The 21,365-nt window shown below is 62.2% G+C and carries 19 protein-coding genes; 12 read left to right on the top strand and 7 right to left on the bottom strand.

All coding sequences use genetic code 11. The features are described from left to right. Positions 1-106 precede the first annotated feature (106 nt). Positions 107-1,084: a GlxA family transcriptional regulator gene (locus tag NA645_RS00405; protein WP_256046982.1), complete on the top strand. Its 978-nt coding sequence runs from the start codon at positions 107-109 to the stop codon at positions 1,082-1,084. Between the two features lie 21 nt (positions 1,085-1,105). Here NA645_RS00405 and NA645_RS00400 read toward each other — a convergent pair whose 3' ends face one another. The 3 genes from NA645_RS00400 to NA645_RS00390 form a co-directional block, all read right to left on the bottom strand. Further along, a complete protein-coding gene (locus NA645_RS00400) occupies positions 1,106-2,131 on the bottom strand; it encodes an XdhC family protein (protein WP_256046981.1) in 1,026 nt (341 codons plus the stop codon). Next, a complete protein-coding gene (locus NA645_RS00395; RefSeq protein ID WP_256046980.1) occupies positions 2,118-2,693 on the bottom strand; it encodes a nucleotidyltransferase family protein in 576 nt (191 codons plus the stop codon). Before NA645_RS00395 ends, NA645_RS00400 begins: the two co-directional genes overlap by 14 nt. A gap of 313 nt (positions 2,694-3,006) precedes the next feature. After that, positions 3,007-4,485 (bottom strand): MFS transporter, encoded by a 1,479-nt coding sequence (locus tag NA645_RS00390; protein ID WP_256046979.1) that lies wholly within the window; start codon positions 4,483-4,485, stop codon positions 3,007-3,009. A gap of 95 nt (positions 4,486-4,580) precedes the next feature. Between NA645_RS00390 and NA645_RS00385 the strand changes: the two genes are divergently transcribed. Then, complete coding sequence (locus NA645_RS00385) at positions 4,581-5,126, top strand: TetR/AcrR family transcriptional regulator (protein WP_256046978.1); 546 nt, start codon at positions 4,581-4,583, stop codon at positions 5,124-5,126. Between the two features lie 108 nt (positions 5,127-5,234). On the opposite strand, the gene NA645_RS00380 is transcribed toward NA645_RS00385, so the two are convergent. Continuing rightward, positions 5,235-5,486 (bottom strand): hypothetical protein, encoded by a 252-nt coding sequence (locus tag NA645_RS00380; RefSeq protein WP_256046976.1) that lies wholly within the window; start codon positions 5,484-5,486, stop codon positions 5,235-5,237. A 318-nt stretch (positions 5,487-5,804) separates the two neighbouring features. Between NA645_RS00380 and NA645_RS00375 the strand changes: the two genes are divergently transcribed. The 3 genes from NA645_RS00375 to NA645_RS00365 all read left to right on the top strand — a co-directional run bounded on the left by NA645_RS00375 (position 5,805) and on the right by NA645_RS00365 (position 8,767). Further along, positions 5,805-7,256 carry a GMC oxidoreductase gene (locus tag NA645_RS00375; protein WP_256046974.1) on the top strand — a complete coding sequence of 484 codons (1,452 nt, stop codon included), beginning with the start codon at positions 5,805-5,807 and terminating at the stop codon, positions 7,254-7,256. A gap of 9 nt (positions 7,257-7,265) precedes the next feature. Continuing rightward, a complete protein-coding gene (locus NA645_RS00370; protein ID WP_256046973.1) occupies positions 7,266-7,685 on the top strand; it encodes a hypothetical protein in 420 nt (139 codons plus the stop codon). Between the two features lie 80 nt (positions 7,686-7,765). Next, positions 7,766-8,767 (top strand): 2-hydroxyacid dehydrogenase, encoded by a 1,002-nt coding sequence (locus NA645_RS00365; protein WP_256046972.1) that lies wholly within the window; start codon positions 7,766-7,768, stop codon positions 8,765-8,767. 91 nt (positions 8,768-8,858) lie between these two features. On the opposite strand, the gene NA645_RS00360 is transcribed toward NA645_RS00365, so the two are convergent. Next, a complete protein-coding gene (locus NA645_RS00360; RefSeq protein WP_256046971.1) occupies positions 8,859-9,032 on the bottom strand; it encodes a hypothetical protein in 174 nt (57 codons plus the stop codon). A gap of 208 nt (positions 9,033-9,240) precedes the next feature. Between NA645_RS00360 and NA645_RS00355 the strand changes: the two genes are divergently transcribed. After that, complete coding sequence (locus tag NA645_RS00355) at positions 9,241-9,423, top strand: hypothetical protein (RefSeq protein ID WP_256046970.1); 183 nt, start codon at positions 9,241-9,243, stop codon at positions 9,421-9,423. Between the two features lie 68 nt (positions 9,424-9,491). Here NA645_RS00355 and NA645_RS00350 read toward each other — a convergent pair whose 3' ends face one another. Together NA645_RS00350 and NA645_RS00345 are read right to left on the bottom strand one after the other, a co-directional pair. Beyond that, positions 9,492-10,517, bottom strand: a complete 1,026-nt coding sequence (locus NA645_RS00350) for an AraC family transcriptional regulator (protein WP_256046969.1) — start codon at positions 10,515-10,517, stop codon at positions 9,492-9,494. A gap of 9 nt (positions 10,518-10,526) precedes the next feature. Then, the gene (locus NA645_RS00345) at positions 10,527-11,441 is read right to left on the bottom strand and encodes a GGDEF domain-containing protein (RefSeq protein WP_256046968.1); all 915 of its coding nucleotides are present in this window, start codon (positions 11,439-11,441) and stop codon (positions 10,527-10,529) included. Between the two features lie 934 nt (positions 11,442-12,375). Between NA645_RS00345 and NA645_RS00340 the strand changes: the two genes are divergently transcribed. From NA645_RS00340 to NA645_RS00315, 6 genes are all read left to right on the top strand, one after another. After that, on the top strand, positions 12,376-14,856 hold the full coding sequence (locus NA645_RS00340; RefSeq protein ID WP_256046967.1) for a TonB-dependent receptor: 2,481 nt from the start codon (positions 12,376-12,378) through the stop codon (positions 14,854-14,856). Between the two features lie 74 nt (positions 14,857-14,930). Then, positions 14,931-16,862 (top strand): phytase, encoded by a 1,932-nt coding sequence (locus NA645_RS00335; protein WP_256046966.1) that lies wholly within the window; start codon positions 14,931-14,933, stop codon positions 16,860-16,862. 95 nt (positions 16,863-16,957) lie between these two features. Then, positions 16,958-17,671: a protein TolQ gene (tolQ, locus tag NA645_RS00330; RefSeq protein WP_256046965.1), complete on the top strand. Its 714-nt coding sequence runs from the start codon at positions 16,958-16,960 to the stop codon at positions 17,669-17,671. Positions 17,672-17,684: 13 nt separating this feature from the next. Next, entirely contained in the window at positions 17,685-18,146 is a 462-nt protein-coding gene (gene tolR / locus NA645_RS00325; RefSeq protein ID WP_256046964.1) for a protein TolR, read from the top strand. Then, positions 18,143-18,994: a TonB family protein gene (locus NA645_RS00320; RefSeq protein ID WP_256046963.1), complete on the top strand. Its 852-nt coding sequence runs from the start codon at positions 18,143-18,145 to the stop codon at positions 18,992-18,994. The genes tolR and NA645_RS00320 overlap by 4 nt, the downstream gene beginning before the upstream one ends. 34 nt (positions 18,995-19,028) lie before the next feature. Continuing rightward, positions 19,029-20,990, top strand: coding sequence for a PhoX family protein (locus NA645_RS00315; RefSeq protein ID WP_256046962.1), 1,962 nt, complete (start codon positions 19,029-19,031; stop codon positions 20,988-20,990). The last annotated feature ends 375 nt before the right edge of the window (positions 20,991-21,365 follow it).

The raw sequence follows: 21,365 nt of genomic DNA, 5'->3' as shown, positions 1-21,365 counted from the left end.
AGGTCGGGGAAGCACCTGCCAGCGATACCGCTCAGCACTCGATGTTTGACCTGAATGACGCTCTTGAATATTTTCAGGCCATCTTTCCCCAAACGGATCACCTGTCATGTCCATACTTCGCGTTGCCGTCCTGGCGTTCGATGGCGTGAGCCTGTTCCACCTCTCCGTGCCCGGAATGGTCTTTGGCGCCGCCAAGGATGCACCGGACCTGCCGCATTACGAAGTTCGATATTGCGCTGCAAAGCCAGGCCAGGTCCGTAGCGATCAAGGCGTGATGATCGACGTGCCCGATGGGCTGGAGGCGATGGCGCGTGCCGATATCGTCATCGTGCCGGCATGGAGCGATCCCAGCCTGCACGCGCCGGCCGAGCTGACCGACGCCTTGCGCCGGTGCCATGCACAGGGCGCATTGATCGTCGGCTTGTGCCTGGGCGCTTTCGTGTTGGGCGACGCCGGCCTGCTGGATTACCGCGAAGCCACTACGCATTGGGTGGCGCGCGAGCTGTTCGCTCGGCGCTTCCCCAGCAGCCACTTCCGCCCGGATGTGCTCTACATTTCTGACGACAACATCGTCACCTCGGCCGGTACGGTCGCCGCCATCGACTGTTGCCTGCACTTGCTGCGTCAGCGTCATGGTGCCGACGTAGCGAATCGGATGGCTAGGCTGCTGGTTACACCGCCGCACCGGCAAGGCGGGCAGGCGCAGTACATCGAACAGCCTGTCCCGCAATTGGCGAGCGAAAGCCGGCTGCCCGGCGTGCTGGAGTGGGCGCGGGAACATCTGGCCGAACCCTTGTCGCTCGATACGCTGGCTGATGTGGCCAGCATGAGCCGTCGCACCTTCACCCGCCGTTTTCGCGAAACCACAGGCACGACTTTCATCAAATGGCTTAACGCCGAACGTGTCGCGAGGGCACAACAGCTCCTGGAGACCACCGAGATGCCGATTGACTGCATCGCATCGGAGGTAGGCTTCGGCACGTCGCTTTCACTGCGTCAGCAATTCGCTGCGCAATTGGGCACTACCCCCTCGGATTACCGGCGGACCTTCTGTAAGGAGCTGCGCTCAAAGGCGCTCAGCTAATCGGTCGCGTGTAACAAGCGATCAGGCCCATGCTGGGCTCATGGCTTCCTGCTGCTTCTTGGCCTCGGCCACCAACTGGTCGCGGGCGAGCGGCACAGCGTTCTTCACCGCCAGGACCTCGGCCATGACGCTCACCGCGATTTCTGCCGGCGTCTTGCTGCCAATGTAGATGCCGATCGGACCGCGGAGGCGTTGCAGGGATTGCTCAGTCTCGCCGAAGTGAGCGATCAGCCGTTCTCGCCGGCTCTGGTTGTTGCGCCGCGAGCCGATGGCGCCGACATAGAACGCCGGACTCTGCAGAGCCGCCAGCAGGGCGAGGTCATCCAGCTTGGGGTCGTGGCTCAAGGCGATGACGCAGCTGCGCGGGTCGGGTCGGAAGGCGACGACCTCGTCGTCCGGCATGCCGCTGACCAGTTCCACTTCGGCCACCGACCAGGTGTCCATGTACTCGATGCGCGGGTCGCACACCGTCACCTTGAAGCCGTTGAACAGCGCCATGGTGGCGACATACTCCGCGAGTGCACCAGCGCCGATCAGCAGCATGCGATAACCAGGACCGAGGGTATTGATCAGCCGCGTGCCATCGAACTGCAGCGCCTCGGGGGTTGGCGTGCTCGTCAGTGCCACCTCACCGCTGGCGATGTCTAAGGATCGGCGTACGAGGTTGCCACGGTCGAGATCGAACAGCAGTTTCTCCAATGACTCCAGCGCCGGGTCGAACTCCAGCACGAGCTCAAGCGTTCCGCCGCAGGGCAGGCCGAAACGATGGGCCTCGTCGGCGCTTACGCCGTAGCGCACCACCTCGGGCGTGCCTTGTGGAAGTCCCGCAGCGCCGAATGCCGTGGTGTAACGATGGATCAGATCATCCTCGATGCAACCGCCGGAAACGCTTCCCACCGCCCGGCCATCGTCACGCAAGGCCATCATCGAGCCGGTCGGGCGCGGCGAAGATCCCCAGGTCCTCACCACGGTGGCGAGCATCACGCGGCGGCCCTGCGCGAGCCAGGTGCTGGCGGTGCGCAGAACGATGAGGTCAATACTTTCCATTGGGTTCCCCCTCGAAATCAGATGTCTGCCGGATCTGCAGCAGGTGCCGCGCCAATGTCAGATCATCACTGGTATCCACGTCGATGATGGCGCCCGGGTCCTCCACCGAAAGCTCCAGGACCCGCCCTAGCAACTTGTTGGCCCGCACGATCGCGGACGCACCGGTATCTCCCTGCAAGGCGGCCAGCTCGGCGAAATACTGCCGCTGGAAGCCGACGGGATGCCCGCGCCGCGAGCGCCAGTTCGGCACGACGATGAGGTTTTCGACCAAGGCCTGTGCAACCTGTCGAATGGTGCTCGCCTTGATCAGGGGCAAATCGCCGGGAAGGATCATCCAGGCCGGCGCATTGGCGGTCGCCCTGACGCCCATGGCGATCGACTCGCCCATGCCATCCGTACCGCCTTCGGGGCGAACCAGAAAAGACTTCAGTCCGGCGGCCTCTACGGCGTTCAGGACATGCGAAAGCACCGACTGGCCGGCGAGCACCGCGTCGAGCTTATGGCCTGCGCCGCCGGATACGGAAAAGCGTTCGCCGCGGCCTGCCGCAAGCACCAGAACCATAACGTCGGTTGGGGAATTCAGCTGCAAGAGGGATGTCATCGAGGTTGGTCATGCCAGAGAAAAACAAGCAGCTACGACTGCGCCTGAGTGGATAGACCGCATAACCTCGAAAACGACCCATTAAAGGCTTCGTTCGCGCAAGGGAAAAGGCTGTCGGCCGAACGCAGCTATGAGCCATATCGATCAATGCCGCTTTGATGCAGCGCAACGAGCCAGGTGTTGCCTTGATGTCCAGAGCGGTCATTTCGATGCAGGCGGGTTTGCTGGCATCTCCAGTTGGCGTGAGGCTTCGTCCTGCTGCTTGCGCGTTCCACTAATGAGAGCGGCGGGTGGACAGGGCGATGCCGACCGATGCCGCGCCGAGCAGGGCGACGACCCCGATCATTACCGTCACGAAGGCGCTGTCGAAAGCGCTTTGCGCCAGGCTGACGAGCGGGGCGGCGAGGGCATCTGGCAGGGATTCGGCGGCGATCAGCGCGCCGTCGAGGCTGTCTCGGGCCAGCGCTGGCGTCGCGCTGCCTGCCGGTGCGGCTAAGGCTGCGGAATACACCGCGGACATCAAACTACCCAATATGGCAATGCCCAGTGCACCGCCCAGCTCGTATGACACCTCTTCGATCGACGCCGCCATTCCGGCGCGGTCTGGCGGCGCATGCAACAGCATGGCGCTGGAGGCGGCAGTCATTGCCGCGCCGATGCCGAAACCGAGCAGGCTGAACGACAGAATCTGAACCCATAGCGCGGCGCCATAACCCAGCAGATACAGCAGCGCCCCGGCTGCCGACAGGGCGAGGGATGTGCTCAGGATGCGTTCGGCCCCGAAGCGCGGCAACGCCAGTCCGGCAAGCGGACCGGCGACGAAGGCGCCGAGTGGAATTGGCAGAATGGCCAGACCGGCCTGCAATGGCGATAAGCCGACCACCAACTGCAGTCGCTGGCTGACCACCAACTCCATGCCCATCAATGCTGCCGAGGCGATCAACGCCGTCGCTACGCCTGCCGAGAAGCTGCGGTCGCGAAACAGCGCGAATTCGATCATCGGTACAGTCGTCTGGCGCTGGCGCCGCAGGAAAGCCAAGCCGCATACAAACGCCGTGATTGCCGCCGCGCTGGCTTGCAGCATTGACGGGTCTGGCTTGCCGGCTTCCTTGATGGCCAGCGTCAGTCCGACCAGCGCACCCATGATCCACAGCGAGGCGAGCAAGTCGAAGGGCCGTTCAGGGTTGCCGGGCCGGGCGGGCACCCAGATCACGGCGAGCACTAACGCTAAGATTACGATCGGCACGTTGATGATGAACACCGAGCCCCACCAGAAATGTTCCAGCAGCACACCGCCGACGACCGGGCCGAACGCGGCACCGCCCGAAGCGATAGCGGCCCAGATACCGAACGCCAAGGCGCGCTCGCGGACGTCCTCGAAGACGTGACGGATGATCGCCAGCGTGGCCGGCATCATCATCGCCGCACCTACCGCCAATACCACCCTGGCGGCGATCAGCGCCTCGGCACTAGGCGAAAAGGCAGCGCCCAGCGAGGCCCCGCCGAATACCACCAGTCCGGCGATGAACATTCGCTTGTGGCCGAAGCGATCTCCCAGCGCGCCCATGCCGGGCAGCAAACCCGCGACCGTGAGCGCATAGGCGTTCACGATCCACAGCTTCTCGGTGGCCGAGGCGCGCAGTTCGTAGGTCAGGCTGGGCAACGCCAGGTAGATTACCGTCATGTCGATGACGATCAGCAGCAGTGCACTGGACAATATGCCCAGCACGAGCCAGCGAAGAGGTGATTTCAACGGGTCGTCCTCGGTTCCTGTATCCCAGCAATTGGCTGGGGGAAAACGTTACGGCAGAATATAAATACATACGTATTTAATTTAAAGGGATGAATGTGGGCAGAAAGAGAACCATCGATCGCGAGGTACTGCTGGATGTGGCCGAAGGAATCGTCAATCGACAAGGTGCCGCAGCACTGACGATAGACGCCGTCGCCAAAGCTGCGGGCATTACCAAAGGTGGCGTGCAGTACAGCTTCGGCACCAAGGATGAGCTGATCAACGCGATGTTCGAGCGTTGGGGCAAGGGTTATACGGAGCAGTTCCAGCGCATCGCCGGAGACAACCCCGATCCGCTGACAGCGGTGCGCGCGCATGTCGAGGCCACTCGCGGCTCGGACTCCGGTTCTCACGCCAAGGCGGCGAGTCTGTTGGCGGCGCTGCTACAAACTCCCGAGCACCTGCAGTCGACCCAGGCGTGGTACCGGGAGCGCCTTGCCGGACTCGACACCTCGACCGAAGAAGGACGCCGCGCCCGTGTCGCCTTTTTCGCCGCTGAAGGCATTTTCACGCTGCGCTTCTTCCGCCTGATGGAAATAGGCGAGGAGGAGTGGACGGACGTCATGAGTGATATCGCTGCAGTGGTCCGTCCGGATGGCTGACGGGGCCTCGACGCGGCGACTGGGTGGACTCATCACGACCGAAACTAGGCGCGAGCAGCGCTATAGCAGCCCTGCGCCGTATGAGAGACAGGGCCACGACCAGACGCGCTAGCGTTGCCCTGTCTTTTCTTCCTCAGGCTCTGCCTGCTCATCGGCTCGCTCGTATGCGTTTTCCGCTTCTTGCTCGGTCATGCGCGGATCCGGATCGACGCCAGTCGGGTTTTCGTAGCCATGTGCCGACTCTTCACCGCTCTGGCTCGGATTCGCATTCTGGCGGTCATCGAGGGTTTCCTGATTGGCTGCTGCGCTGGTTGCGACCAGCAGGGCGAGAGCCGCGGTGGCGATGTTTGGGACAATCATGATGGGCCTCGATAGTTGAGTCGGGGGTTCTGCTTCGACCCGGTACCGTGGCGATCGTTGGCTCCATCCATCCGCTTGCGTCGCGCCGCGACGCTTGAGGCCAATCCATGGTTTGACCGAGTCGGATCCGGGTGAATGGTCCAGCTCGCTCTGGCTCGGGGGGAACTTAAGCCTCTACCGCCGGTCGAGTTAACCTGGCAACACTGCGGATCGGCGGGGCCGATGCGGAAGGAACGCTTACGGCGCGCAGCAGGAGCTGCGCGAACTGTTGGAGGCGGCCGTCCGAGAACGACGCTGCGATATGGAAAGGGTAGTTGGGTGGATATCAACCGAGTAAGCGCAAGGGATGTCGACAAGGCACATTATGAGTTGGTCGTCATAGGATCTGGTTTCGGCTCCAGTTTCTTTCTGACCGAAGCGTTAAAGCACCTTACCGGGCGTGCGCTGATCATCGAATGGGGTGATTTCCATCCCTGGGACTGGCAGATCCAGACCCAGAGCAGTTCGGCAATCGCGCCTGAATCCACGTACGACAATCGCGGCGAGAAGCCTTGGAATACCACCATTGCGCTCGGCGGCGGCATGAATTGCTGGTTCTCGCAGACGCCTCGGTTGCACCCCAGCGATTTCGCCACGCGCAGCCGCTATGGCGTCGGTAATGACTGGCCGCTGAGCTACGAGGACCTGGAGCCTTATTACTGCCAGGCCGAACAGATCATGTCGATCGCAGGCGATGAGGACATGGCCAAGGTGCTGCCTCGCAGCCAGCCGTTCCCGCAGCCGCCGCACAAGGGCTCGTCGATCGACATGATCATGAAGCAGGCAATGCCTGACCATCACTTCATCATGCCGACCGGTCGGGCTCGGGTCGCGACCGGTACTCGCGGTGTCTGTTGCGCGAACGCGACCTGCAATCGATGCCCGGTCAACGCGAAATTCACAGCGCAGAACGGTCTGGCCGACCTGTTCAACCATCCCAAAGTCGACGTCTGCCTGAAGACAGAGGTGCGCACGCTCGAATACGAAGGCAACACCGTCAAGGGCGCCACGATCCGTTCCGAGGGTCGCGAATTCAAGGTTTTCGGCGATCTGTTCGTGCTTGGCGCCAATGCCATTCAGAGTCCTGCGATCCTGTTGCGTTCGGATATCGTTCATGGCGAAACCGGCATGGGCCTGCATGAACAGGTGGGTGCGAACGTCGAGGTCTATCTCGACGGCCTAGGCAATTTCGATGGCAGTACCATCACAACCGGCCTGAATTATTCGCTCTACGACGGAGCATTCCGCAAAGAGCATTCGGCCTGTCTGGTCTATTTCGAAAACCGTTGGCCGTATGGCCTACGTCCGGAGCGCGGTCGCTGGAACCAGACGCTGCCGTTGATGCTGGTCAGCGAAGACCTGCCCAACGTGGAAAACCGAGTCCTCATCGATCCAAAGAACGGCCAGGCGATCATCGATTACCGAGGCGAGTCCGATTACGGCATGAAAGGCGTCCAGTACGGTCTGGACAGTCTGGAAAAGCTGCTAGCGCCGTTGCCGGTCGAATCGATCAATTTCCGTGAATGGCGTCTGACCGAGTCCCACGTCCAGGGCACGCTGCGCATGGGGCAGGTCGACGACGGCTCGGTGGTCGACGGCCAGATGCTGCACCACCGCATGAGAAATCTCGTCGTTGTGGGCACCGCAACCTACCCAAGCTGCTCGCCGGCCAATCCGAGCCTGACCGCCGCCGCTCTGTCCATCCGTGCCGCCGATCTGCTCTATAGCTAAGGAATGCCCATGAAGCGCCGCACATTATTGCTCTCATCCGCCGCCGCGCTAGGCGTTGCTGCTGTCGGCCCGGCAGCCTGGGTGTACGAAGACCGCCAGGTATTCATTCCCGAACTGTTGCACCAGCTTGTCGGCGACTTTCAGATGTCGGACGAGGATCAGCGAAAGTTTGTCGATGCGATGGCCGGGCACTATGGTTCGGAGAAGCTCACGGCACTGATGGGGCTGTACAAGATCCGCCAACAAACCGGTGTCGGCAGCGCCTATACCGATCTTCGGGTGGACAACTTCGAACGTAGACTGCTGACGGACTTCATGGTCTCGACCGATTACCTGCGCCGCCAGCACGAAGCCAATCCAATGGTAGCCTTCCTTGGCTATCGTCTACCTTGTAGTAATCCCTATGCGCGATTCGACGGGCTGGCTTGACCTATCGCTCGTCGGGCTGACTCACGTATCTCGCGAGGAGCACGCGGCAGACCGGCGTCGTAGATATCAAGGAGCCATCCATGCGCATCGCGGTATTCAGCACGAAACCATACGACCGCCGCTTCCTCGAACAGGCCAACCAGGCGCACGGCCATGAGCTGGTCTATCTCGACCCTCGCTTGACCGCCGAAACAGCGGCGTTGGCCGCAGGCTTCAGGTGTGTTTGCGCCTTCGTCAACGACCGCCTCGACCGCGAGGTCCTGCAGCTGTTGCAGGCGAACGGCACCGAGCTGATCGCGCTGCGCTCGGCGGGCTTCAATCACGTCGACCTGCCCGAGGCGCGTCGGCTCGGTATGACGGTGGTGCGCGTGCCGGCGTATTCGCCTCACGCCGTGGCGGAACACGCGGTCGCGTTGTTGCTGAGCCTCAACCGCATGACCTTCCGTGCCTACAACCGCGTGCGCGAAGGCAATTTCTCGCTCGATGGCCTGTTGGGCTTCGATCTCTGCGGCAAGACCGTCGGAGTGGTTGGAACGGGCGAAATCGGGCTAATTTTTTCCCGGATCATGCGCGGGTTCGGTTGCAAGGTGCTGGCCAGCGATCCCTTCCCGAAAGCCGATGCCGAGGCGTTGGTGCAATACGTGCCGCTGGAAACGCTGCTGGCCGGCGCCGATATCATCTCCCTGCATTGCCCGCTGACGCCGCAAACCGATCACCTGATCGACGCCCAGGCCATTGCGCGAATGAAGGATGGTGTCGTGCTGATCAATACCGGTCGTGGGCGCGTGGTCGATACCAAGGCCGTCATCGACGCGCTCAAGAGCGGAAAGATCGGCCGGTTGGGCCTGGACGTGTACGAAGAGGAAGAGCAGCTGTTCTTTCAGGACCTGTCCCAAGGCGTCATCAGCGATGACACTTTCATGCGCCTCACGACGTTTCCCAACGTGCTGATCACCGGCCATCAAGCCTTTTTCACGACCGAGGCGCTGACCAACATCACTGAGACCACCCTGGCCAATATCAGCGCGTTCGAACGGGGTAACGGAACCCTGCATCGGATAGCGGCCGACCAGCTGGTGTGAAGAAAGCGGGTCTGTTTTCGGCCAGCCTTGCTGCGTGATCATTGTGTCGCCGATGGCCGCTTTCGCTGCTGCTGTCCCGAGCGGCTTCTCCTTAGCGATCAGCGAGTGCCAGCTCGCTGATCAGCATCCCGCACGAGACCCGGAAAAGCTGATCGCCACGTCTGATCGTGAGCGGCGCTCGCTCGGCGATCACCGCACCGCTGCCGAGCATGTGATCGATGTGGGTACGCAACTGGTGATATTGCCTGGTGTAGTCCCGGTTCATCTTGCCCCCGTAGCTCTGGTGTGTTCGGGTCCATGGTCTAGGACCAACGACAGACCGATTCGTCGCACACAACTAGAGATTTTCCTTGCCATCACTCGTCTGATATTGGCGAGCAACACAGCCGCACCGTTGGTATAAAGATGGATAGCCCGTAGTATCAATTCGCTATCTCGGCCGCGAAGCTTTCAAACGGATGAGACAAAGCGCAATGAACGAGCATGCCGTACCGGTGTTGATCGCATTTCTGACTGTGGCTGGTATTGCGGCGTTTTTGCTGCGTCGAGCATTCAAAGTATTGGATCGTCAGCAGAACGACGCGGGGTCGGTACAGATATCGGCCAATCGCGACGGGCAGGATGACAGCCAGGTAGAACCCCGTTCTGCACGATAGTCGCCAAACCTGCGCCCCTTCGGTGGGCCATTTAGGCCAAGCCCAAAGCGATACTGTCGGCCTTGGCTCTACCTATCGAAGAGTTGGCTCAGGCTGCTCGGCGCAAGGCCGGTCCAGCGTTTGAACGATCGCCGGAAGTTGGTGGTGTCGTTAAAGCACAGGTAACTCGCAACTTCCTCGTTGCTATAACCCTTCATCTGATACAGATAGAGCGCTACGTGCTTGCGCACCAAATCGAGCTGTTCCTGAAAATGAGTACCCTGTTTTTGCAGCTTGCGCTTTAAAGAGGCAGGGCTCATCCCGAACGCCTGAGCGACCCGTTCGAGGTTCAGCGGTGCGCGGATATTGGTATGGAGGTAGTCATACAGCTGATCGATAAAGCTGCACTGCCAACCTAGGCTCGCCAGTTGTGCATGGCTGGCCTGCTGGGCAACCTGGCCCGCAGTGGTCGAGGCATTTGGCCAAGGTGTGTGCAGGTACTCTCGGGGTAGGCTCATCATCGTCCACTGGTTGTCGAACGTCAGGTTCTCGCTCAGATGGACCCAGTACTGTTCGACGTGGCGTGGCTGCGAATAGCTGAAATAAAAGCGCCACGGTAGTCGCACCCCCGATAGGCGCCGGGTCATGGCGACCACCGCAGTCAGGCTGGCCTCAACCAGAAAACGCTGCTGGTCTTCCGTGCCCCAACTTTCCACCCAGTACAGATGAGCCTGCTTGTCGTCGAGCAGCAGCCTCGGTGTCAGCAGCGGGCTGAGCAACACGCGGAATTGCTGCAGGTGTTCCAGTGCCTGGAGCAGCGTGCAGGCGTGGTTCAGTGCGTGGCTGGTTTCGCCGTAATGGCCTGGCAGCAGTCGTTGCCCAAGCAGAAAACTGCTGTCATCGGCGTCCAGCAAGCGTTGCGCATTGCTGATCAGCGTGAGCAACTGCGTCGGACTGATGCGGGCTAGGCCGCTGGTGATGTCCTCGTAAAACAGCCCGGTGCCGCGCAGCAACTGATGGCTGCCGATCCCGCGCGACAACGCCAGATCGATCAGTACGGCTGGTTGGTGATGAGCCGCGATGAAGCGCGTGTCACATTCGTAACCGAGGGGCATGGTCTGTTCTCAGGCGCAGCGCGGCAGTTGCTGTTTGGTCTTGGCCAGGTTCAGGTTGAGGCATTTGAGGAGTTGCTCGGCATCCTCATCGAAGGCCATCACCGTCGCGGTGCTGGCGCGCAGCTGCACCCGCTCTCCGTGCTGCGCGGTCTTGTGCGCCAGGCTGGCTACGGCCTGGCGCAGTTCGTCGGCAATTGAACGGGCCTGGGCCTCGCCGGTGTTCGGCAACACGGCGACGAAGCGATCCCCCGCCAACCGGCAGAGCAAGTCCTGGCGGCGAAGATTGAGCAGCAGCAGGTGAGCCATCGCCTGCAGCACGGCGTCGCCCTCGGCCTGACCGTAACGCAGGTTGAGCGCGTTGAAATCGTCCAGATCCACGACCACCAACGATAAGGGTTGCTGCTCCGCCTGGGCCTGCACGAGTGCCAGTTGCACGTGCTGGCGCAAATATTCGGCGGCGCCTAGCGGAGTCAGTTTGTCGAACAGCCGGTGCTCGCGGAATCCCTTTTCGCGTTTGCTCATCTGCTGACTGATGGCGCGCTGTTCCTGATTCAGGTGATAAATGCCCAATGTCAGCAACACCAGGCCGACGGGCATCGGCGCGGTTTCCAACCAGTTATCCCAGGTCGCCAATTCCGGCAGTTGGATGAACTCATCCAATGCATCCATCCACCAGGACAGGAATACGCAGGCAAGGCCGAGCGCGAGCAGCCGCGTAACCCGGCCGGCGGGACGACTGTGCAGCAGCATGATCAGCCAAACCAGCGCCAAGATCGCCGAGCCGCCTTCGCCGGCCACGTCCATCCAGTCGATCTCGGCCCAGGGCTTGAGCTGGCCGGTGGCGAGGTAGACCTGCAGGCCGAAGTTGGCCGCGAATGCTAGGCCGAGCAGCGTAAGAGCATGCAGCTTTAAAAAGGATTTCATCGGGTCCCCGTGGCGAAGGCGCGCCAGTGCGTGAGGGGCACGGAAACAGATGAATGTGACGTTTGGATGAAGGGGGAGGGGGTTGAATTGGCTCAAAGCTTTTTAAGCTGCTGTTCGTTTTATGGGTGTGAGGCGGATTGGAGAGTTGCTTGATGGCTTGGTTTCGCCCTGCTGGGCGACTCACTTTTTTCAAACACGAAAAAAGTAAGCAAAAACGCTTGCCCCTGCATCCGGACTAGGCGTCCCCGGTTCGCTGCGCTCGACTTCCCTCATTCCATCCACGCTCCGGGGCCGGCGTACAAGGGCCATCCATGGCCCTTTACGCCTCTCGCGGCATCCATGCCGCTCGCTCCCCTCCGCGCGGATTCCATTCGGCCTTCTGAACGGGGCGTTCGGCGGCGTCTGATGGTTCTTTCGTCATCAAATAAGGTGCTTTGCTGCTGTCACTGTTCAAAAACTTCCAGACGACTCGGTCCTGAGTCCCCTTCAGGAGGCCGAGCGTAGGCGCTGCGCAGGGGCGCGCGAGGCATGGATGCCGAGCGAGGAGCGATGGGCCAGGGATGGCCCTTCGCGACGGCCCCCGGAGCGGTGACGGAGGGAGGGAAGTTTTGCGAAGCAAAACCCGGATGTAGGGGTGGCCTTCTTTTTGGTTACTTTTTCTTGGCCACTCAAGAAAAAGTGACTCGCCCAGCAGGGCGAAACCGGCGTCCCGGATTGTGCTGTAACGGGCAGCGGCACGAACCGCTACTCCACATGCCTTACCCCGCGACCCACCAGAACAGGTCATATCGGCTCATTCACCACCCGAAACCACCGCGATAAGCCCAGTCTGCCGCCCCATTCCCAACCCCTGTAACAGAACCGCCATATCCCCACCCTACCGTCCGCCTCAGTTCCGGGATGGACCCGGTAAACAGCGTTCGGGGGATTGTTCATGAGCACATACCGCAGCGGCATCCGTCATGCAGGGTTCCGCATCAGCCTGCTGGCCCTGGCCGTCAGCGCCGGTTCGGCCTGGGCGGAGGACCCGCTTGTCATGGAACACGTCGAAGTGATCGGCCAAGCCGTCAGCATCGACAAGGCGCTCAGGGAGCAGCGCAGCGCCGACAGCGTCAAGAGCGTGGTGCACGCCGACGGCATCGGCCAGCTGCCGGACGACAACGCCGCCGAAGCGTTGCAGCGTATCCCTGGTCTGTCGGTCGAGCGCGACCAGGGCGAGGGGCGCTTCGTCAGCGTGCGCGGTATTGCACCGGACCTTAACAGCGTGACCATCAACGGCACGCTGGTCCCCTCGCCGGAAAGTGATCGCCGGGCGGTGGCGCTGGACGTGTTGCCGTCGGAGCTGGTGCAGTCGCTGTCGGTGGTCAAAACCCTAACACCTGACATGGATGCCAACTCCTTGGGCGGCACCATCGAGGTAGAAAGCCTGTCCGCCTTCGATCACGACGGCCTGTTCTATAGCGTCAGCGGCGAGGGCAGCTACGACGATAACGTCAGCAAGACCAGCCCTAAGTTTTCCGGCGCCTTCAGCAACCGTTTCAGCCTGGGTGATGGCGTCGACAATTTCGGCGTCGCTGCTGCGCTGAGCTGGCAGGAGCGCGATTTCGGCTCGGATAACGTCGAAACCGGCGGCGCCTGGGATTTCGAGGATGGCGCGCGACTTGGCGAGCTGGAGCAGCGCGATTATGAAATCACCCGCGAACGTGCCGGTGTGGGCATCAACTTCGATTACAAGCCAGACGACCTCAGTAGTTATTACCTGCGCACTCTTTATAGCCGCTTCAAGGACACCGAGACGCGCAACGCCGCAGGTGTCAAGTTTGCCGAACCGCAACTGGCAGGAGAGCTCGGCGACGCCGAGGGTTGGCGCGAGGTGAAGTCGCGCGAGGATACCCAGACCATCCAGTCCTACGTGTTCGGCGGCGAGCGCATGATGGGGTTCTGGACGATCAGTGGTCAGCTCGGCTACAGCGAGGCGCGCGAGCGCAATCCGGGCGGCATCGCCGGCGCCACCTTCGTAGGCGACTTCAGCGATGCGGGTTTCTCCAGCACCCGCAAGCCGGGCCTGACGATCGACTCGTCCTTCTACGATCCGGCGAGTTTCGAGCTGGACGAGGTGGAGTGGGAAAAGAGCGACGCGCGTGACCGAGAAAAGAACATTCGCCTGGATCTCGCCCGTGATTACGACATTCGGGGCTACGCCTCCCAGTTTAAGGTCGGCGGTAAGCTCAGCCGGCGCGACAAGACCAACGACATCGATATCTGGGCCTACGATGATTTCCCTGACCTGACCCTGGCTGACTTCCAAACCGGCAACGTCGACTACGCCCTTGGCCGCTTTGGTCCGGGTATCGATGCTGGCGCGTTGGAAGGCCTGATCGGTGGCCTGGACGCCAGTGAGTTTTACGACGAAGAAGAGTCGCGCATCGGTGACTTCGACATGAGCGAGGACATCAACGCTGCCTATTTCATGAACACCCTGGACCTGGACCAATGGCGCATCATTGCCGGCCTGCGCTACGAGGGCACCGAGTTCAGCGCCAAGGGAACGGGCCTGCGCGACGGCAACTTCGAGGCCGTCTCCAGTGATAACCGTTACGACCATTGGCTGCCGGGCCTGCATGCCCGCTATCAACTGACCCCCGATACTCAATTGCGCGCAGCCTGGACCAATACCGTGGTGCGCCCGACCTTCGAACAACTGGCGCCAGGCTTCGTTATCGATGGTGAAGATGCCGCGTTCGGCAACCCCGACCTCAAGCCACTGGAGTCGATAAACTACGACCTCGGCATCGAGCACTACATGGGCCGCGCGGGCGCCGTGTCGGCTTATCTGTTCTACAAGGACATCGACAACTTCATCTACAACACCGATCTGGCCGGTACGGGCGAGTGGGCCGGCTTCGACGAGGCGCTGAGCTTCGAGAACGGCAGCAGCGCCAAGCTCTATGGTATCGAGCTGTCCTATTCGCAGAAGCTCGACTGGCTGCCAGCGCCGTGGAACGGCGTGCTGCTGGGTGCCAACGCCACCTTCAGCAAGTCCGACGCCGATATCGAAGGGCAGGGCGGGCAGCGCAGCATCGATCTGCCGAACCACTCCGATACGGTCGGCAACCTGATGGTCGGCTGGGAAAACGATGTCTTCAATATGCGTCTGGCGGCCAACTACAAATCCGAATACCTGGCCGAAGTATCAGGTGTCGATGACGAGGCGCACGACCTCTACGCCGACGAGCAGCTGTTTCTCGACTTCAAGGCCGGCTACTTCATCACGCCGAACCTGCAATTGACGGTCGAGGCGCTGAACCTCACCGACGAGTCCTACTTCGTCTACAGCGGGCGCCGCAATTACAACGCCCAATACGAGGAATACGGCCCGACCTACAAGCTCGGCCTGACCCTTACCCACTTCTGATCCCTTTCGCCGCCCCGATACCGACCTGTTTCTGACAGGGCGGCGTCGGCCAGCGGCTGCTGAATGGAATAACCATGAACGTAACCTTGCATAAACCTCTGCTGTTGAGCCTCTGCATTGCGCTGGCAGCCTGCCAGACGGCCGGGCGCGACGAGCAGCCTTCGACGGTACCGAACCTTGCGTTTGCCGATGGGGCAGCCGTAGTGGAAGCGGAAAACGCCCAGCTCGTGCACGATGATCGTTTCTGGCCGGGCGCCGATCAGCTGATGATTCGCCCCGACGCCCGCGGGCTGCAGTTGTTCGATGCCCAAGGCCAGCTGCTAAGCCAGTTGAAGGGCCGATTCGAAGGGCTCGATCACCGCGCAGGCGAGCACGGCTTGCTGGTCGCCACCATCGATCAGAAGCGTCAGCAGGCTGTACTGCTCGGATTGGATCGAGCGCATCGCTGGAGCCAGCCGCTGTATATCCCGAAGACCGATTTCGCTATCGAGGGGCTCTGCCTGTATCGGGACGCGGCGCGCAACGAATTTGTCTTTCTGCTGGGTGAAGAAGGCATCGGCGAACAATGGCTGATTGCCGTGGACGAGCAGCCGCTGAGCGCACCGCAACGGGTTCGCGGACTGAGCCTGCCGCCGGAAAGCGGGTACTGCCAGGTCGACGATCAATCTGGTGAGCTGTTGGTGAATGAGGAGGGTGTTGGCGTTTGGAGCTATGCCGCAGATGCGGAGGCGCCTCTGCTCCGCCAGCCGGTGGATATCCGCCAGCCCTTCGGGAGCATCGCGCAAGCCGCAGCCGGTATCGCTCTGGTGCCGGGCGGGCTGCTGGTGCTGGACCCGGAAACGGGCGCGTTGCATCTGTATCGGCGAGACGGCGGCGCTTGGCTCAGCCAATCGGTGTTGCCGTTGGACGCGCTCGATGAACCGGAGCAGATAAGCGCTCGGCTGACCCAGCGCGGCCTCGAGCTGTTGTTGGTCGACGAGCGCGGTGCGCACAGGGCCCGTCTGGACTGGCAACCCGAAGAGTCCGCCACGATGCCCGTCATCCCGGTATTGCCAGCGCAGGTCCAGACCGATCCGGTGCCGAGTCTGGGCGATGCGGCTGATGATCCGGCGATCTGGGTCAATCCGAACGACCCCTCCAACAGCCGAGTGCTCGGTACCGACAAGAAGGGCGGGCTGGGTGTCTACGACATGGCTGGCAAGCAGTTGCAGTACCTGTCGGTGGGACGGCTAAACAACGTCGATGTGCGTTCGGGCTTTTCGCTGGGCGGCAAGCCGGTCGATCTGGCCGTCGCCAGCAACCGCGATCACAACAGTCTGCATCTGTTTGCCATCGACCAACGCAGCGGCTGGCTGAGCGACATCGGCCAGATCGAGACGCCGCTCGGTGATATCTACGGCCTGTGCATGTTCAAGGACGAGCAGGGCGCCATCCACGCCATCGCCAACGACAAGGACGGCCGATTCCTGCAATACCGCTTGGATGGCGTTACGGGTGAGCCGCGCGGTGAACTGGTCCGTCGCTTCAAAGTCGAGACCCAGCCGGAAGGCTGCGTGGCCGACGACCGTAACCAGCGTTTGTATGTCGGTGAGGAAGATGTCGCGGTGTGGACGCTCGATGCCCGTGCTGACGCGCCGACCGTACTGGAGAAGGTCATTGGGGTGGGCGGCCCGGTGCACGACGACATCGAAGGTCTGGCGATCTACCAGGGCGAAAAGGCTGACTACCTTGTGATTTCCAGCCAGGGCAACGACAGCTATGTGGTGCTCGATGCCCGCGCGCCCTACGCCGTGCGCGGCGCCTTCCGTGTGGGCTTGAACGCCCAGCTGGGCATCGATGGCGCTTCGGAAACCGACGGTCTTGAGGTCACCTCGGCCAATCTCGGAGGTGTCTGGAGCCGCGGAATGCTGGTGGTGCAGGACGGCCGCAAGCGCATGCCCGAGGGGCCACAGAACTACAAGTACCTGCCCTGGGCGGCCGTTGCCGAGGCATTGGGTCTGGACTGAGCGGTCGTTCCGCATATCTGGCGTGACTGTCATCGCATGGTCATGCCGGTGCAATCAAATACGAGGCCGTCGCGTCGGACGGCCTGGAGGAAACTATGCAAAGCACACTCGAACACATGTCGGTCTGGGGGCTGGTCAGCGAGGCCAGCCTGATGGTGCAGCTGGTGATGATCACGCTGGTGCTGGCTTCGGTCGCCAGCTGGTATCTGATCATCCAACGAGGAGCCGCGTTGCGGCGCAGCGAACGATTGCTGAATACCTTCCTGCAACGCTTTCGTAGCGGCGGCGAACTTGCCCAGCTGTACCGGGACGGCAGCGAACAGGCGCTCCCAAACGAGGCGGCATTGCAACGCATCTTTCTGGCCGGTTATCAGGCGTTCAGCCAACTGCAACGCCAGCCTGGTATCGCACCGGATGCGGTGATCGAAGGCGTCGAGCGCACCCTCTACGTGGCCATCGCGGAACAGGAGGAGCGGCTCGAAAGCGGTCTTCAGTTTCTCGCTACCGTCGGCTCGGTGAGTCCCTACATCGGCCTGTTCGGCACCGTGTGGGGCATCATGAATTCATTTCTCGGCCTGTCCATGGTGCAGCAGGCGACACTTTCGACCGTCGCTCCGGGCATTGCTGAAGCACTGATCGCCACGGCCATTGGCCTGTTTGCGGCGATCCCGGCGGTGATGGCTTACAACCGCTTCTCCGCGCGTGGCCAGACCCTGAGCAGTCGCTATTACAGCTTCGCCAACGAATTGCAGGCGCGGTTGCATCGTCGCCTGCATGCCGCATCGCCCAGCGTCGCCGCAGCCGCCTGAAAGGAGCCTCGCCATGCTGGTCAAACCACAGCGTAAACACGGCCCCAAGGCCGAAATGAATGTGGTCCCTTACATCGACGTGATGCTGGTGCTGCTGGTGATCTTCATGGTCACCGCGCCGATGCTGGTGCAGGGCGTGAAGATCGAACTGCCTAAGGTTGCGGCCGAGGCGATGCCCACGGAGAACGAGCGCCAGATCCTCACGCTCTCGGTGAAGGCCGACGGTGGTTTCTACTGGAACCTGGGCAACGAGCTGAACGCCGAGGACCAGACCGACAGCGCGATCGACCTTGAGGAAATGCGTGAGAAAGTCGCGGCGATCATCGCCGAGCGCGGCGACACCCAGGTGTATGTGCGCGCCGATGACGCTGCCGATTATGGCCGCGTGGTGGCCGGGATCGCCGAGTTGCAGCGCGGCGGCGTGGTGAGTCTCGGCCTGATCACCGAGGCGCCGCCCGGACAGCCCGCGCCATGAGCAGCCTGGTCATGACATTGCCCAACAGCTATCCAGCACCCCGGCCGCAGTGGCTCAGCCATGCCAGCGCAGCGGTGGTGACCGTCGCGCTGCACGTGGCGGTATTCGGCCTGCTGTTGCACGGTTGGACGCCGGAGCTGACGGCACCCAGCTCGACACAGGTACTCAAGACCCAGCTGGTCAGCTTGCCGGCTCCGCAACCCGTGGTCGCGCCGCCTGTCGAACCCGAGCCGACGCCGTTGCCGGAGCCGGAGCCGGTCGAGACCGTGGTTCGAGACGTGGTCGAGGAACCGCAAGCCGATCCGCGAATCGAACAGCATCGGCTCGAACAGGCCGAGCTCGCCTACAAGCGCGCCGAACTGGAACGACTGGCAGAAGAGCAGCGCGTTAAAGAACGGCAACGCAAGCAGCAATTGGAGCGCGAGCGGCAAGAGCGGCTCGAGGCCGAGCGTCAGCAGCACGAAGCCCAGCGTCGTGAACAGTTGGCCCGCGAGGCGCGACAGCGCGAGCAGGCAGCGCAGGCTGAAGCGGCTGCCGCCGCTGAACGGGCACGCCAAGCCGAAGCTGCCGCAGCTGCCAATCGCCAGTACCTGCCGATCGCCAAGGACGCGCCAGCCTACCCGCAACGTGCGCTGGACAAGGGTATCGAAGGCACCTGCACCGTGAGTTATTCGGTCAACCCACAGGGGCGGATCGAGAATCCGAAGGCGCTGGATGACTGCCATCCGCTGTTCATCCGGCCTTCGCTCACCGCCGCCAAGAGCTTTCGCTATCAGCCCCGTGTCATCGACGGGCGTTCAGTGTCCGTCCCCGAAGTGAAGAACACCTTCCACTACCGCATCCAATGATGCGCAGCAGATCCATTTGCCGAACGAGTCATTGATGAAACAGGATTTTCATAGTTTTCACGCCAACCTTTCCGCCTTCGACGATCAGGCCATCAATCCCAGTGCCAACACCTCGCTGGGGCAACTGGTCGATCGCAGCCGTCGGAACATGCTCAAGGGCAGCCTTGGCCTGGCCGCGCTCGGCTTTCTCGGCGGGAGCCTGAGCGCCTGCCGCAGCGCCGGACAGTCTGATTCGCTGATCGGCTTCAGCGGGATTCCCACGCAACTCGACCCGGCATTCGACAGCGTGCAGGTGGCCCCCGGCTACAGCGCGCGGACCTTCTTCTCCTGGGGTGACGCGGTCATGGCCGACGCACCCGAGTGGAACCCGGACGCCAGCGACGATTGGCAGGCCCAGCTCAAGCAGGCTGGCGACAACCACGACGGCATGCATTTCTTCCCCTTTCCGGAAAACCCGAACAACCACGGTTTGCTGGTGATCAACCACGAGTACGTCAACCCGCCGCTGCACCCCAACGGCATGACGCTCACCGCCGGTAAGCGTCCGCTGGAGGAAGTGCGCAAGGAACAGGCGGCCCACGGCGTCAGCGTCATCGAAGTGAAGAAGGATGCGCAGGGTCAGTGGCAGCGGGTCATGCCGTCGCGCTACAACCGGCGTATCTCGGCGCTGACGCCCATGGCAGTCAGCGGACCGCTGGCGGGTAACGACGCGCTGAAGACGGCTTCTGACCCGAGCGGGCGGGAGATCATCGGCACGCTGAACAACTGCTCCAGCGGCTTCACGCCGTGGGGCACCTATCTGGTGTGCGAGGAAAACTGGCACAACTACTTCGTCAACCACGACACCGCGGACCTGGCCACGCGCGTCTCGCACAAGCGCTACGGCGTTGCCGGCGAGGGTCTGAGCAAGCTCTACGGTTGGGAGACCGCCGACTCGCGCTTCAACGCCACGCCAGATCCTTCACAACCCCACAACGGCCACGTGAACGAGCCGAACCGCTTCGGCTGGGTGGTCGAGGTCGATCCGTTCGATCCGCAGAGCACGCCGGTCAAGCGCACCGCGTTTGGTCGTTATTGCCGCGAATGCTCGGTGTTGTCGTTGGGGGAGGATGGCCGCATGGCCTTCTATTCGGGCGACGACACCAAGGGCGAGTACGTCTACAAGTTCGTGCCCAGCGGGCGCTACGTGGCGGGTGCCGATCAGGCCAACCGCGAGCTGCTGGACAGCGGCACGCTCTATGTGGCGCGTTTCAATGACGACGGCAGAGGCGAGTGGCTGGCGCTGGTGCACGGGCAAAACGGCTTGAGCGTCGAGAATGGTTTCGCCGATCAGGCCGAGGTGCTACTCAACGCACGCGCCGCTGCCGATCACGTCGGAGCGACGCCCATGGACCGTCCGGAGTGGGTGGCGGTGCATCCTCACAGCCGGGAGGTCTACGTGACGCTGACCAACAACGATGGCCGGGGCGTGAAGCAACCGACCGACAAGGCCAACCCGCGCCCGAACAACCTGCACGGGCAGATCCTGCGTTGGAACGAGGAGGGCGGAGACCCGACCGCGACGGCGTTCACCTGGGAGATCTTCCTGCTGGCTGGCGAACGTCCCGGCGCCAAGTACGCGAACGGTCAGCCCGTACCGGCCAACCTCACCGGCACCATCAACGGCGCCATCTTTTCCTCGCCGGATGGATTGGCGTTCGATCATGCCGGCCGGTTGTGGATCGAGACGGACTATGGCGACGGGGAGTCAGCGATGCAGGCGATGGGCACCAACCAGCTGCTGTGCGCCGACCCACGGACTCGTGAGGTGCGGCGTTTTCTGGTCGGCCCGCGCGGCTGCGAGATCACCGGCATCACCTGGAGCCCGGACTACCGCGCCATGTGGATCAACGTGCAGCACCCGGAGCTGAGCTTTCCGGCCAGCGACGGCAAGACTCGCCCGCGCTCCTCGACGGTGCTCATCACCAAGGATGACGGAGGCGTTATCGGCACCTGACAGTGAAGCTTTCGAACCATGGGCTAGGTCTGTGGAGATTCATCCGCAGGCTATATGCGCGCCGCATGTACCGGGGCGTCGAGGCCGTGCCGGCCGCGTCGCTCCCCAGCCAAGTCCCGCAACGCCGCATGGCGGCATTTGGCGCGCAACCTAGGCGGCCCCACCCGAAGGGACGGGCCGGTTTTTGCGCGATACGGCGTTACTCGTCGCTTATTTGGAACGACCAAACTGCGCGACTCGTGCGATCCCCATGGATGGGATGAATGCCGCAATCCTGCCGGGAACGGGCGCGGCCTTGTCTCGCGCAAAACTGGCTCCGTCGCGGCCGCGACGAAACGGGAACAGACCCTAGCCTCGGAGCCGGCTCACCCGCTG

It is taken from the genome of Stutzerimonas stutzeri, assembly GCF_024448955.1.
GTDB classification, from domain to species: Bacteria; Pseudomonadota; Gammaproteobacteria; order Pseudomonadales; family Pseudomonadaceae; genus Stutzerimonas; species Stutzerimonas stutzeri_AQ.
Note: the sequence above shows the minus strand (reverse complement) of the source record. Positions and strands in the feature narration are given on the sequence as shown.